The sequence below is a fragment of the Nocardia violaceofusca NBRC 14427 genome (assembly GCF_963869435.1).
Taxonomy (GTDB): Bacteria; Actinomycetota; Actinomycetes; order Mycobacteriales; family Mycobacteriaceae; genus Nocardia; species Nocardia aobensis.
The window spans coordinates 40,751-55,443 of the sequence record NZ_CAWMPM010000024.1; the positions used below are offsets into that span (position 1 = coordinate 40,751).

Annotated in this window: 8 protein-coding genes; 3 read left to right on the forward strand and 5 right to left on the reverse strand. The window is 64.3% G+C overall.

Annotated elements, in window-relative coordinates:
- Positions 1-132: 132 nt before the first annotated feature.
- From AC5592_RS19780 to AC5592_RS19800, 5 genes are all read right to left on the reverse strand, one after another.
- The gene (locus tag AC5592_RS19780) at positions 133-531 is read right to left on the reverse strand and encodes a hypothetical protein (RefSeq protein WP_063065065.1); all 399 of its coding nucleotides are present in this window, start codon (positions 529-531) and stop codon (positions 133-135) included.
- On the reverse strand, positions 516-2,930 hold the full coding sequence (locus AC5592_RS19785; RefSeq protein ID WP_063065066.1) for an ATP-binding protein: 2,415 nt from the start codon (positions 2,928-2,930) through the stop codon (positions 516-518). Before AC5592_RS19785 ends, AC5592_RS19780 begins: the two co-directional genes overlap by 16 nt.
- A 144-nt stretch (positions 2,931-3,074) precedes the next feature.
- Complete coding sequence (locus tag AC5592_RS19790; protein WP_063065067.1) at positions 3,075-3,515, reverse strand: hypothetical protein; 441 nt, start codon at positions 3,513-3,515, stop codon at positions 3,075-3,077.
- A 250-nt stretch (positions 3,516-3,765) separates the two neighbouring features.
- Positions 3,766-5,985: a 3'-5' exonuclease gene (locus AC5592_RS19795; RefSeq protein WP_063065068.1), complete on the reverse strand. Its 2,220-nt coding sequence runs from the start codon at positions 5,983-5,985 to the stop codon at positions 3,766-3,768.
- Complete coding sequence (locus tag AC5592_RS19800) at positions 5,985-12,335, reverse strand: DEAD/DEAH box helicase (protein WP_063065069.1); 6,351 nt, start codon at positions 12,333-12,335, stop codon at positions 5,985-5,987. Before AC5592_RS19800 ends, AC5592_RS19795 begins: the two co-directional genes overlap by 1 nt.
- A 360-nt stretch (positions 12,336-12,695) precedes the next feature.
- Here AC5592_RS19800 and AC5592_RS19805 point away from each other — a divergent pair, with 360 nt between their 5' ends.
- From AC5592_RS19805 to AC5592_RS19815, 3 genes are read left to right on the forward strand one after another with little or no spacing between them, the layout of a single operon-like run.
- Positions 12,696-13,010, forward strand: a complete 315-nt coding sequence (locus AC5592_RS19805) for a WXG100 family type VII secretion target (RefSeq protein WP_157122048.1) — start codon at positions 12,696-12,698, stop codon at positions 13,008-13,010.
- Positions 13,010-13,303, forward strand: a complete 294-nt coding sequence (locus AC5592_RS19810; protein ID WP_063920349.1) for a WXG100 family type VII secretion target — start codon at positions 13,010-13,012, stop codon at positions 13,301-13,303. The genes AC5592_RS19805 and AC5592_RS19810 overlap by 1 nt, the downstream gene beginning before the upstream one ends.
- Positions 13,300-14,685: a WXG100-like domain-containing protein gene (locus AC5592_RS19815; RefSeq protein WP_198163885.1), complete on the forward strand. Its 1,386-nt coding sequence runs from the start codon at positions 13,300-13,302 to the stop codon at positions 14,683-14,685. Before AC5592_RS19810 ends, AC5592_RS19815 begins: the two co-directional genes overlap by 4 nt.
- The last annotated feature ends 8 nt before the right edge of the window (positions 14,686-14,693 follow it).

A 14,693-nucleotide genomic window follows, 5' to 3' on the forward strand; every position in this document is an offset into this window, starting at 1 on the left:
CGCTCCGGCGATCACCCCAATTGACATCGGCGGATGACCTGAAAATGTGACAGACGCAATCGCTACCCGCGTGTCCCGATATCTCACGCCTGCGGTTGACGCGACGAAGTAGAACACGTTGTAGCGCAACGGTTACCGGCTCGTGCCGGTGTGTGCGCACACTGCCGCGTCGATCGCTGCCACTACACGCTCGGAACTTTCTTGCCACCGCCGCAACTGCTGCACGGTCGGGTTCAGTTCGTAGTCGTGATGATGAGTGACGACCGACAGCTCCGCCCACAGGACACGCGCCTCGCCGGCAGCCTGCGCACCGATGTACTTGGGAAGAACCAGCAGTTGGGCACGCCGCGTTACCGAGGCCATCCGTGGCGATACCGATTTCCACAGTTCGTCGATGGCGTGCTCGACGGCAATGCGCAACATCCATGCTGATGCCCTAGGCCAGAGGCCGTCCAGGTCGGCCGTGGCGTCGGTGATGAGCATGTCGGCAGTGCCGAGCCTGGAGCGGACGAGCGTCAGTTGCTGAGCCATGCCGTGATCCTCTCCGCGCGGTTGATGAGGTCTTCGAGGTCGCCGCGGGTGCTGCCATGCGCGCCGCGATTACACGCCTCGATCACCGACGATGCCCACGGGGCAAGTTCCCGGTCCAGGCGTGCGAGGGCTGCGGCTTCTTTCGATCGGTCCAGAAATAGGGCGAGTGCGAGCTTCTGTTTGGTTCGTTCGGCCGCCGCGAGCTGCTCGTCGATGGCGATCTGGCTGAGGCCGTTCTCACCCAGTATCTTTCGGACTTTTGCGGTGCTGGCGGACTCGATCGCTTGTCGGCAGCACAATGCGATCAGCTCATTGGCTTCGTCCTTGGGCAACCGCGGCGTCGACTGCAATGCGCGGGCATCGGCGAGGTTGCGGCGGATCGGGTCGACCGACACCCGGACTTCCACCACCGACCGCTCCCGCCGCTGTACATCGAGAATGGTGGCCGGAATGTGCAGGCGGCGCACGGCTTCGGACAACCGCAGGTCGTGTGTGAAAACGACTACCTGCCGGGATCGCGCCACCTCGTCCAGCACTCGGGCCAACCCGTCGACCTTGGCGGGATCCATGGACTGAACCGGGTCGTCGATCACCAGGAACCGGAACGGACTCTGCGCCGCCGTGGCACGCGGCAGGAACAGCGACAACCCCAGCGAGTGCAATTCGCCCTGGCTCATCACTCCGAGCGCGGCACCGGCCACACCGTCGACCGTCACATCCAGGCTCACCCGGCGCTGCTGCGCACTGCCCGTCAGCACGACTCCACCGAGCTCGACATTGCTCTGCTGACGCAGCGTGGTCCAAATATGTTGCGAGAGCTCGGCCAATGGTCGCATGCGCTCGGTACGCAGACCGGCGGCGGCATTCTTGAGCCATGCCTCGGCAGCCTTCACGGTCTTCAGTTCATCGGCCGCGGTTGCGGTCGACGTAGCCCGCTCCACCCAGGCGGCGATCCGTACCGCCAATGGCGCCCAGACCGTGTCCAGGCGGGACAGCTCGGCGCGCGCTCGCCCCTGCAGGTCCGACAGCGCAACGGTGAGTCGTTGGTAGTGGTCGCGCATCAGTGTCGGCAGTTGTGCGGCATCTGCGGTGCGCAAATCCGCCCATGCCCGCCACTCTCGCAGCGTGTCATCGGCATCGATCGGGCAACTCGACAGTGCTTGTGGGACAGGTTGAATCAGGCTGCGTGCCTCGGGCACCGCCGCGTTGTGCGCGCGCCTGGCCGCCGCGAGGTCGGCGGTGCGCCGTCGGATGTCGGCGATCTTCTGACCCGTCCGCTCCCTCCACTGCGCGTCGAGTTGCCCTTCCCCGCATACCGGGCAGAGGCAATCGTCGGCGGCGTAGGTGGCGGCGAGGTCCAAGATCTCCAGAATCGCGGTGTCCGCGTCGGCTTCTGCTGTCGCCGCACTGGTCAATTGTGCTACGGCGGCGTCGAGACGGCCGGTGGCTTCCGCCAGCAGAGTTGAGTCGGGGAGCCCGAGCGCAGCAATGCCGCTGAGGGCCGTCGCGGGGCCGGAAGCATCCTCTTCGGCACCGAGCACCGCCTGAGAGATGGCAGACAGGTTGTTGATGCGCCGGTCGAGCAGCTCGAAGACCGCGCGCGCACGGTCGTCGTCGACGGCCGACAATTCCGTCAGCAAAGCCTCTTTGCCTTGTTTGACTTCCTTGGTGGCTTTGTCGATCTCGAGTCGTCGCCGCTGTAGGTTCTGCAGCGCGACGCTGAGATCGTCGAGACCGAGCAGGCGGTGCAGCGCGTCGTACATCGCGGTCGGCGTGCCGTCGATCAGTGAGCCCAGCTCGCTGTAGGACAAGAATGGACGGAACAATTCCAGCGGCCGGGCAAGGTCGTCGCGGTCCAACGGCATCGGCTCACTTGTTTTGCGGCGGGTGGTCCAGCTGCCGTCGTCGAGTCCCGCTCCGGCGCCCCAGGTACCGGTGATGGTGAGCGGGTTCTCTGCGGACTCGGTCTGCAGTTCGACTTCGATGGCTGGTGCCTCGCCGTCGTGCAGATTCCGCCAGCCGTCACGCCAGATTCGGCCGCGGTCGGACCATCGCTTGTTGTCGCCGGTGATCGCGAACTCCGCGGCCTCGGCGAAACTGGATTTGCCGCAGCCATTTCGGCCGACGACGAGCGTTAGGCCGGGTGCGGGCTGGAGGTCCAGCGTTGTCTTCGGTCCGATACCTCGGAAGCCGTTCACCGTGATCGATCGCAGGAACATTCCGGCCAGTACACCGCCGGAGCCGGGGCCGGCGGGGGCGGTGTCGGGGAAGGCTGCCAATATCGTTGCAGCTGCGTCTGGTTGGACCGACATGTCGGCGGAGATCTCGTCGGATACCAGGTCGCGCAGGCACTCTGCGTCGATGTCGGAGACTTCGACCGTGGATGGTGTGCTCTGCATAAAAGATCCCCCGATCAATACGAATGCTTATGTCGCACAGGCGAGGAACGCAGACTCGCCGAACACGCGAGAGGTAGAAGTCTATCGAGAATTCGGCCGCCGAGGGGCGGTTCGACCAGCGGGGCCCAGTTTGCCGACCTACACTTATCGACCGGGAACGCAGCCCGCCGGTGCCTGATAGGCGTTGTAGCCGAGGGCGGCGCCGGTTCCGGCTCCGATAGCCATACCGAGCGGAACGGTAAGGGGCGCAGCGAGTCCCAGAGTCATGGCGCTCGAACCGGCTCCTGCCGCCGCACCTGCCAGCAGGCCGAACGCGAGGCCGAGTCCCATCGATTGGTTGCGCTCCAAGATCGCCAGAGGCTCGGGCTGGCCCGGTAGGTAAGTGCAGCCGGCCGCAATGGATTCGATGGCCGCGGGAGTTGTTGCCGTGTTCGGTTCCGCTGTGTCGGAGTATGCAGTTGCTGTGGAGACGCCCACCGCGGATCCGCCGATGTGGTCGGCATGCGCCGGCGTAGCGGCGATGGCTGTGGCGCCGGTGACGATGGCGGCCAGAGCTGTGCTGGATGCGATCTGCCTGATATTCATCGGTCCTGCTTTCCGTTCCGAATCGATTGGCACGAGCCAACATTCGGGTCAACGAGTGTCGGCGGACATCCGGGCGGCTCGCCCGCTGCGATTCGTTGTATAACGTAGATTAGGGTGAAAACATTGTCAACGAGTTTCCGGAAAAGCAGGCTCTAACAGAGCCGTCGAGTTCACATCAGCCGGATGGGCGGCGCTCGTGGGAGATCACACCTGGGTAGGCCAGGCGTCCGGCATGCCGGGCCGCCCGAACCTACCCAGCTCCGAGGAGTGCCGAGGCCTGCCCGCTCCACGTCACGACCAGCTCGTCCCGAGCCCGGCTCGCCGCCACATACAGCAGTGACCGCTCCCGCAGTTCCGCCTCCGCCCGTTCTTCTTCCGGGACGGTCCGCAGGGCCGCCTGCGACGGGACATGGGCGTCGTCCACCCCGGCGAGGATGACCCGCGAGAACTCCATGCCTTTCGACCTGTGCATGGTCAGCACCTGGACGTGCCCAGTCGTCGCCGGATTGTCGTCGAGTGCGCGGGCTTCGATCCCTCGTTCGCCGAGTGCCCGAACGAACTGTGTGCGTTCGTTCTGGCCGCGGGTAAGCACCGCGATCGTTTCGGGTTCGGTTCCTTCGTCGAGCCACTGTCGGACAATCCGTGCCACGTAGTCCAATTCATCTGCGAGGGAGGAACATTGGTGGCGATCGGGGTCGGGTCCCAGGCGGGCGGAGCGGTAGCCGAGCGTGGACTCTTCGCCTTCCTCCAGGTCGTGATAGTCGGCGCCGGAGAGGATTCCGACCGCGAAGTTCAGATTCTGCGCGGTGGTCCGGTAGTTCAAGGTGAGGCGGCGCGAACGGCCGACGATCTTGATTCCCATCCGCCCCAAGACAACCGGCTGCCCGTAGATACGCTGATGCGAGTCTTCGGCGATGAACAGATCGTTGCGGCCCTCGGGCACGAGTGCGCGCAGCAGCGCCCAGTGAGTGGCATGAAGATCCTGGGCTTCGTCCACGAGCACGTGGTCGGCGACGAAGGATCGGCCGGCCGATTGTTCGAGAGTCAGGTGTTCGGCAGCGATAGCCAGGATTTCCGGGAAGCTGAGGCTGCCGTCGGTTCGGCTGTGCCGGCGGAACGCTTCGATCAATTTCCAGACCGCGATGCGCTGTGCCCGGCTCAGCCGTACGCCGCGCCCGGCGCGCGCAACCCGGAGGTACTGTTCCGGTGTCGTGACCTTGTTGGCCAAAACAACTGAGACGTACTCGTTTTCGAGGAAAGCCGGCGTGGCCAGCCGCTGGTCGAGACCACTGCCGCCGGAATGGACGATCTCACGCCAGACGCGGTCCTGGACTGTGCGTTTCGAGGCGACATCGACGGGCGCGCCGAAGATCGCCATGGTGGCCGCGGTCAGATCGCCCGCTCGATTCACGATGTCGTTGGCGAGCTTATCGATACCCGCGACATAGATCCCCGGATCGCCGGGACGCTGTGCGATGGTGACGCCAGGATCGAGAATTCTCAGATCCGCCTCGAGCCCCTTGGCGAGCGTTTTGTTGAACGTGGTCAGGATGATTCGCGCCTGCGGGTCGTTCTTCCACAGCCGGTGCGCGCGATGGATCGCGACGACGGTCTTACCCGTGCCCGCGCCGCCGGACAGCCGAAACGCACCGTTGAAATCCTTCTCCACGTAGGTGCGCTGTTCGGGATGCAGGAACGTGCGCCATGCGGCGAAATCGCCGCCCTCGATTACCCGGCGAAGTTCTTCGGTGTCGTCGATGTAGGTGAACTGCATCCGCGAGGCGGGCCGATCGAGCGCGGCGACGATCCGACTGTCCTCGTCCAACGTCTCGTCCGCGGAAACGTCGGTGAACGAGTACTTTTCACGAATGTCGTCGATGGAGGTGCCGCAGGCGAGGTCCAGCAGCGCATCCGCCTGCCATCCGTCGACGGCGGCCGCGATCTCATTGATCGCGTAATCATCGGCCGCTGTCAACGCCCGCTCGGCGAGGGCGGGATCCAGTCCCAGCCGATCGACGAGGTCGGTCACGGTGAACCCGGCATCAGCGAGGTAGGAGGATTTGTCGGCTGCGGCGGCAACGCGAGCTTCGGAACGGGGGAACGGGGAACGCCTTTCGACGGCACCGTCGATCTCCCCGATGATGCCCTCGACCGTGCCGTTGATCTTGTTGACCCGCAATGTGGACTGCTCGGCGAGCTTGTTGGCCTCGTCGTGCTTCCACGTTCCCATGTAGACGTAGGTGGTGTCGCCGCCTTCGGGATCGAGGCGGAACAGGATAGCCCGATAGTTCAGATCCACCCGCCCGGTCCGGACCCGCGCATCGCGGGCTCCCTTGATGGGCTCGATATGCAATCCCGGTGTGGCGTCGTCGTTTTGGAGCTTCTCGAGAAAGTCGTACACCTTGCGCTTGACGGAGCCATCGAGCTTACCCATGGCCTTGGTCTTGGTCGCCATGACGATATACGGCATTACTTCACCCCGTTCGTGTTCAGCGTCGCAACGATTTGCCCGGGGTCGGGCGGGCAGACGGTCCAACCGTCCTCCGCCATCAGCCGCGCGGTTTCGGATTCGGTGTCGAAGAACATCACGACCCGCTGCTGCGGCCACGCGATGTCCAAGACATAACCGTCGTCGTTCTCGCCGCCGATGACCGGCAGCGGTGTCTGGGCGGCGGCGAGAGCGAGCACCAACTCCTTCTCGGCGGGGGAGAACGCCTCGCCGTAGACCTGCTGCCACTGCGGCGACAATGCCGATGCGGTGAGCGCCGGCTGCTCCTTCGGAATCTGCACGTCGGTGGCGAGCAGGCTCCGTGTGGTGATGGTGTGGTTGTCGCACAGCCCGAACCAATTCGACAGTCGCAGCCATTCTTTCCACGCCTGACCGTCGAGCGTCTCCAGCTTCTCGTCGCGATCGTCGAGGGCAAGCACGGCGTGCATCGTCTTGGTATCGGTCCGCAGGGCGGCGGTAATGGCAAGGGGCCCATCGGCATAGGACCAGCACGCGTAGTTCCCGTCCGGCACCGACGGCGTCCGCCCGTCCAGCAGATCGAGAGCCCACGGCACCACGGCGGTCAGATCGCCCGGGGTTCTGTTCTTGCCCATGAACATCATCGGCAGCCAGTGCCCGACGGCTTCCCACGCCTCCAAGTCGGGGTCCTGCATGAACTCCAGCAGCTGGGTGATCGGGTCCGCGGTGATCAAATTGAGCAGCGCGGGCCGCAGGTTGCCCTGCTGCATCGTGGCCTTGGCCATTCTCTGCGAATACCACGTCGGAGTTGCCGGCGTGCCCTCCTCGAATCGCACCACATCGTCGTAGCCGAACGACCACACGATGTGGTTCGCGGTCCGCAGGTTTTCCCGTTTCAACGCATCGTCGGCGACGCGATTGTTGCCGGGTGTGGCGTGAAAGCGGCGGCCATCGGCGAAGATGGCGATGATCGGAACGCTCGAATCGAATGTGCTGAGTTCGTAGTCGGGAAGACTGTTCTCCATCCGCACCTGAGGTTTCAGTTTCCAGGTGCGAATCACCTTGCCCGGCATCGTGATCGTCGCCGCGGGGCTGTAGGTGCCGGGCGTCTCCTTGATCGTCGCGCCCATATTCCGCAGTCGCTCGAGGAAGGCGACGTAGAACCTGCCCTCGAGCGCCGACTCGTCGCTCTCGACCCGCCGCCGCGGCTGCTGGGTGGTGAGCACGTTCTCCCAATCACTCCATACCGGTTCCGATTCCTGCTCGACACCGAGCAGCTCATCGAGAATCCGTGCGGCGGTCTTACGCGACACGTGGTCGAGTTCGTGGGGTGCGGCGAAGGGCAGCAGGCATTTGTGGCAGGCAAGGCGCTGTTGCTCCGCGCATTCACAGGTGTGAACGACCTCCCGCGCTGCCCTCAGCACCGACCACACCTTCGCGGCGTCGGCGAACTCGGCGAGATATCCGGTGCCACCCGGCACGGTGTCATGGATCAGTAGGGCCTGCTGACTGGGCGCATGCAGGGCATCGGGGATGATCGCGACATCCAGATGTTCCGGCGACCCACCGATAACCTCCCGAAGACCCAGAAGGATCGCGGTCTTGAGGCTCGGGTAGGTGAACGAGTCGTATCTGAGCCAACTGGGGACGTGCAGCAGTACAGCTTGGGTGTTCAGGGTGCGAGCGAGCGCGATCTCGCGCACGTGCTTCTCGTCGGTCGCGTTGCGGAATTTGCACCAGCTCCGATGTTCGTGGGTGCGGTTGTGGCCGGCGATGCGATCGAGTTGGCCGCAGCCCGAGCACACCCGGAACAATGCGCTGGTGGTTTCCTGACCGGCGATTTCGCGCTTACCGCCTTGGGAGGTCCGCTTTCCCATGTTCAGCCAGCGAATGTCGATGCGCTGCAAGTATTGCGCGCCGAAATCACGGTCGGTGACGAACCATCGCTGCGCCACATCGTCGGGATTGATATCGGCGGCCGTGATGACGTTGAACGATTCGCGCTTGCGATCGTCGCGGGCATCGTTGATGGACGCTTCGTCCCGGCGAACCTCCGCCGAGACCCGCGACATCTCGACGACCTGGAGCTGCTGGCTCACATCGGCGATGGCGGGGGTGTTGCAGCGCGGGCAGTGCGCCGGTGGCGGGCTGGCGTCGGCGGCATGGGAAATGCCGGCCCACCCGCATTGCGGGCACATTCGCCAGGTATGGATATTCGCTTCACCGGGGCCGAGGTCGACCGCGTCGATCTGTACCGCCAGGCCCTGCGCGTAAAACGTTGCGCCCGGCGCCAATTCGGTCAGTGCGACTCGAGAGCCGCGCTGATAGCTGTGAGTGTCTCCGGCGTACTGATTGGTGTCGGGATCGATCCAGGTGATTCCGACATCCAGAGTTACCGAATCGTCGAGCAGTGTGTAATTGGGCAGGACGCCGTAGCGTTCCAGAACACCGACCCAATGCTCGGTGGTCAGATCCTTGATGTGCCGGCCGAGCAACCGCAAAGTCCCTCTGGCCGTGCGTAGTTCACGCCGGTCGTCGTCCGTGGCCGCGGGCGAGGCGGCACGCTTCTCGAATTCGGGTATGGCCGCGTCGACGGCCTTGCGCCGGTTGGTCAGTTCGGTGACGTCGCGATTCCAGCGATGAACCACTTCCCGCAGATGTGACACCAATCCGCTGGGCGCACCGTCTGTCTCGCTGGTCGCCCAGGTGCGCAAGATCTCTTGCGCGCGGGTGTCGAGCAGACCCTCGAACTGGGCTAGGAAGCTGTCCAGCAGTTGCTTCGATTCGGTGTCGGCGAGGGCGAGAAGCCTTGCCATCCAACTACCTTCGTCGAAGGTGCCCACCACTGTCCGGGCCTCGATGGGGTCTTCCGCACCGGGTTCGCGCGCGATTTTGTCGATGATATGCGCGACGTACTGGCGTTGCAGGATCTCCTCGGCCGTCAGGAAGGTGGCCGGTGGACGCACCTCTCCCTGGATGACGGAGGTGGGGTCGTACAGCTTCGGCAGGTGTTCACCCCGTCCGCGCACGAAGGCGAGCACCAGCGAATTACCGGTGAGACGTCCGGCGCGGCCGACGCGCTGCAGGTACGAGGACACGGTGCGCGGCATCGACCCGAGCATCACCGTGGACAGATCACCGATATCGATGCCCATCTCCAGCGTCGGGGTCGCGACGAGCACGTTGGGCGCGGTGGGATCGGAGACCGCCTGTTTGAACTTCGTTTCGTATTCCAGCCGAACATCGGTGGGCAGCAGGGACGTGTGCTCGCGGGCGACGACGCGTTTCATCTCCGAGTCGTCGTAGAGCTTGCGGTAGAAGTTCTTACCGCGTGGTGTGCGGTGCAGGGTTCCGGGGCATCGGTCGAGCAGGCAGCATGCGCCGTCGAGTTGTGCTGTGACCGTGGCGGTTCCGGGGTTCGGTGTCTGGCACACATCGCAGGTGAGCAGGTTTCCCCCCGCCTCCAGATCTTCCAGCTCGGTGGCGCCGACGAGGACCGACGCCGAACCCAGTTGATAGACGGTGAGATCCTTCTCGCTCGTCGTCGTGGTGAGGATCCGCTGCTCGGCCAGCGCCGCGAACAATGCCCGGGCCGCGAAACCTCCTTCGAAGGCCGAGACGCCCAGGCATTTACTGGCCCAGCGGGCGTACCAGGAGGCGGGGGAGGTGATCGCGTCGAAACCTTCGGGGATCGTCCGGGAGCCGAGGGCCGGAAAAGCCGGCGCTGGTCGGCCCTTCGGAAATGCCGGCATCCCTTCGTGTTTGGGCCGCCCGCCCCACACCCACCGCCGGTTCGCATCCTTGGCGATGTATTTGTCGAGCCAGGGATGGGCGAGCGCACCCTGCGTGCGCATGCGCTCGACGGTCCCGCGTACCCACTGGGTCACCGCGGCGGGATCGATCTCGGCGAAGGTCAGCTGGTGCTCGGTATTGCCGAGCGCGAGCATGCCCAACTGAAGCACTCGTTCCGGTGCTCCCAGATCTACTTCCGCGACAACACTTCCGGTGAGCTCCAAGGTGCGCCCCAGCCGCGACTGCAAACCGAACTCGAGGTTGATATCGAACTGCAGTCGCTTCCGCACCAAGCGCAGTGCTTTGGTCCGTGCGGCCGACGGGGTCCTGTCGTCCCAGAATGCCCGGAACTCGTCGCGTTCGACGATATCCGGCGCCAGCAGGTGATACCGCCGCATGACATCGGACTGCGCCCGGTCGATCACCGCGTCGCACAGATCCGTCAGCGGCACCAGCCCAGTGCCGGAAGGGGTTGTGCCGAGGGCATTTCGGAGCGTCGACCGAAGACTGAGGGTATGTGAGCGTGCCTGCACGAATCCGGCACGGTGGGCCGCGTCCTGCACGCTGTCGGTGAACATCAGCGCCTTCTTCTCGGCGGCGTCGAGCCCGGCATCGCCGAACATGCTCGACAGCGCGACCGAGAGTTGAGTGGCCACCGCGCTTCCGAGAAACCGGATTCCGTCCGCGGACCGGCAGGCCGGGCACATATCCTTCTGCGAGTTGTCCTCGGCGTCGGGTCCGGTGAGGATCAGGATCGGCAGTACCCGCCCGTCCAGAACTTCGGGGCCTTCGGGATCCGGTGTGTCGTCGGTGATTTCGCGTTCGTCGACATGCAGCCACCGCAGGCCTTCGACATCCTTGCCGAGTTGCGCTTCGACCGGTGCGGAGATCAGCGCGCGGAAGCGCTGGCCTCCGGCTGCATGCTGCCGGCGGATATCCTCGTCGGTGACATCGAGGGTCATACCGGTCGGCGCCAGCCGCGCACCCCATCCGGAACGTCCGCAGTGCCGGCAGTACACGGCCGGCAGATAGGTGGTCCCGGGCGTATCGACGGCGCCGTCGTCGGCCCAGTGAAAGACGGTGGCGGCGGCAAGGTTTCGGTCGATGCGCGACAGTTCCCGAACCCACAGGTGGACATCGACGTTCAGCGCACTGCGCCCGATTCCGGCGCGCAGATGCGACAACGCCGCGAACAGATAGTCGAGATAGCGTTGCCGGCGAGCGATATCGCGCGGTTGCTCCCGGGTGCTGGTGGTGGTCTCCAGGACGGTGTCGGCCAGCTCGGCCAGCGAAACCGCCTGCACGCTCGTGCGGAGCAAGCTCCGGAACAGGTCGTGGCTTTTCAACAGGTCGAGAAGTTCGGTATCGCCGAGCTTGCGCAGATCCGAGGCGCGCTCGCCTAGCCCTCCTTCGAGGCCCACCCGTTCGAACAATGTCGCCAGAATCAGTGCGGTCGCCGCGGTATTGTTCGGCGCTGCGTTGACCCGGTCCTCCAGATCGCGCAGATTCGCCTCGTCCAAAGCCGGATAGCGGATCGGGCGATACAGATGGTCGAGAGCGGGACTGCGGTCGGCGAGCCATTCGTCCGGCGTCAGCCTGGTCTCGCCGACCACGGCGTCGGCGGTGAAAACCTCCCCGAAAACCGTGTGCGCGAAGTCCAGCATCGCGGTCGGCGCCTTCTCGGAGCCGAGCGTCGCCGATGTCGCGACCGGGGTGATCCGCCCCAGTGGACGCGCGCGGTCCGCGTCGGTGACAGCCGAGTCCGCGGTCCAATACGACTTGATGGTCAAACCGAGGCGCCGCAGCAGCATGGCCACATCGGTGCCCTGGGCACCGTCGTAGGTGTGGAATTCGTCGAGCACCACGTACTGCAGGGATTCCGCCGACTGCCGCCACATCGGCGCCCGATCCGGGCGCAGCAGCATGTGGTCGAGCATCTTGTAGTTCGTGAGCAGGATGTCCGGCGGCGAATCGTGCATGATCCGGCGGTCGGTGATCAGCCCGTCCGCCGAAACCAGTGTTCGGGAACTCGACGACGCCTCGCCGGTGTAGAGCCCGGCCGTCACCCCCGAGAGCTCCGGATTCTTGATGATCAGCTCGGCCAGACGCCGCTCCTGGTCGTTGGCGAGAGCGTTCATCGGATAGATGATCAGCGCTTTCATACCCGCGACGCCGGCCTTCTTCGCCCGCAGCACGTGATCGAGGATCGGAATCAGGAACGATTCGGTCTTACCCGAACCCGTGCCGGTGGTGACCAGCGTCGGCTGCGGCCTCGACTGAAACTTCGTCGACAGCCGCTCGAACGCCTTGGCCTGGTGCCCGTAGGGCACCCACCCTGGCGGCAGCCAGTCCAGATGCATCCCCCAGTTGCCCGTGGCCTGCGCGAATGGCAGTCGCAACCGCACATAGGGCCCTTTGAACATCCCATCTCGCGGATGATCGATGAAGTCGACCAGCGCACCCTTGGTATCGGCATCGGTCAGAGCGAAAGTAGTGGCGAGGTAGTCGGTCAATCCCTCCCGCAGCCGACTGGCCTGCAGTGTGGGGAGTAGTGCCCCCATGATCGACTCCCCTCCGCTGTCCGGTCGCTGTGTACGTTTGCTGTGACTTGGATTCGCCGTATCCATGCCACGAATAGCTTTGTGGGTCAATCCTATTCGGTGCCCCGCCGGGCGGTCGCCCGAACAGGCGTGGACCAGTCTGCAAACACATCGTTCGGCGCGCGGATTTGGTTACGTGTGCTCACGAAAGGCGGGCACAGTGTTCATCCGCAAGGTTGCCGACCACCTACACGATGCCGGATGTGCCTTGGCTGAGGTTGACGATGCATGCCTCTGGAACCGATCACCCGCCGAAACCGTCCTATAGTTTGTACGCGTTGATCATGAGGTCCGGACAGGGGGAGCCACGTGGCAGACCGGGTGAACGCAGATCCCGCTGCGATGCATGCGACTGCGGACTGGCTGCAGGGCACTGCCGACGAGCTCGCCGATGTAGTGGACACGCATATGCGTGCGGTGTGGGCATTTCTCGGTGGCGACTGGCAAGGCACGGCGGCGGGTTCGCATGAAGGGCCCTGGTCGGAATGGGAAGAGGGGGCGCGCAGGATAATCGGTTCATTCTTCGCTGACGTGGGAGCTTTGCGCAGCGCGGCGAGCGTGCTCGCCACGACGGACTCCGGCTCGGCGGAATCGATCGGCCGCGCGAGCGCCACGGACAGCCCGGGGCCGCAGTAATGCCGGCGAGCTACCGGGTAGATCTCGATGGTATGCAACGGCTGATCGACGCCACCGCGAGGCTCGAGGCCGCGCTCGAGACGAAGGCCGATGAGATCGCCCGGCGCATCGACGAGTTGCACGTCGATTGGACTGGTGATGCGGCGAAGGCGCACAGGGAGGCGCATGACGCACGGATTGCGGCGGCCGCCGAAATGCAAGGCGCACTTAAGGCGCTACGGCAGAAGCTGGCTGCCGCTCGAACGGCCTATCACGGTGTCGGACCTGCCAATACCGGAATGTGGCCGCAATGAGCCCGCCGACGGTACCGATCATTGTTTGCCGTGGCGATGAATATCAATCGGCCGCTGAAGTTTTTGGTCAGATGGCCACCGACACTCAGACCACCCACGGTGGTTTGATGACCGTTCTGTCCACGTATGCGGGTATGGCTGGTGACGACAGTGTCGGAGGGCAGTGGGCGGCGTCGTACGATCAGGCTGCGCAGCTCGCGGTCTCGACGTCGGCCAAGTTGGCGACAGCTTGCGGGCAGACCCGGGATCTGATCGCGATAGGTGCCTACAACCATGAGGTGGCCGAAGTCGCTGCAGATCACCGCGACCTGCCCCCACCGACGCAACCACAGCTATTTCCTGACCCGTGTCTCGCCGAAACGGTGCCGTCTGCGGCGGGTAGCGGCATCCCGGAGCCCTTCGGCTGGTCATTCATCAAAGATCTCGTCGGTTGGACATGGCCGAACGGGCATCAGGACCAGCTGAACTCAGCGCAGACGGCCTGGCATACAGCAGCGGCTGATTTCCGCACGATCGCCGGCGAGGAACAGCAAGCCGTCGACCTCCTCAACAATCAGCAGTCGCCCGAGATCGAAATATCCGTTCAAACGTGCAGCGATCGAAAGGACGATTTCAACGCTCTTGCCGATGCATGCCAGACGATTGGCGATGCGTGCGGAAACTATGCTCACTACCTCGACGAGGCACACCACAAGATCCTCGATGAACTCAAGGAATTCGCGATCGAAACTGCCGCATGGGAGGTAGGCTTCGCAATTCTTGCTCCGATTACCGGATCGTTGTCCGAGTGGGTCGGAAACTCGGCTCTCGCCGGGCGGGTCGCAATGAAGGCTCGCCGTGTCGCCACGATCATCGCTGATCTTGCCGGGAAGGTAGCAAAGATTGTCACTGATGCAGTTGCCCCGCTGATCGAGCGGATGAAGCCGCTGCTCGAGCGCATTCGGAAATGGGTCGAGTCCGCCAAGACGAAGCTGCCTCGACCGGGTGGCAAACCGCCTGTGCCGCGGACAGGTCCCGCAACGACGGCGGCGGAGCGGGACGAGATGATTCGGCAACTGGAGCAAGAGGGGGTCAAGTTCGACCCTGACAAGATCGTGCAGATCGGACGTGATGCGGACGGAAAAGTGATCTTCCTGGAAGAAGGCAACAAGAGGGCAGGACTTCAACACATCCTCTCCCATTCCGGAGACTTCGCGAACAAGGGTGTGCCCGAGGGAGACATTCCTGAGTTGGTGATGCGGGCGGTCACGGAGGGGGAGAAAGTTGGCGTCTCGGGCCGCGACCGCCCCATTTACCAGATCATGCACAACGGCACTATGCTGAAAATCGCTGTTACCGTTGGGAGTAACGGGTTCATCGTGGGCGCCAACCCCGTTTCGTAAGGAGCGCA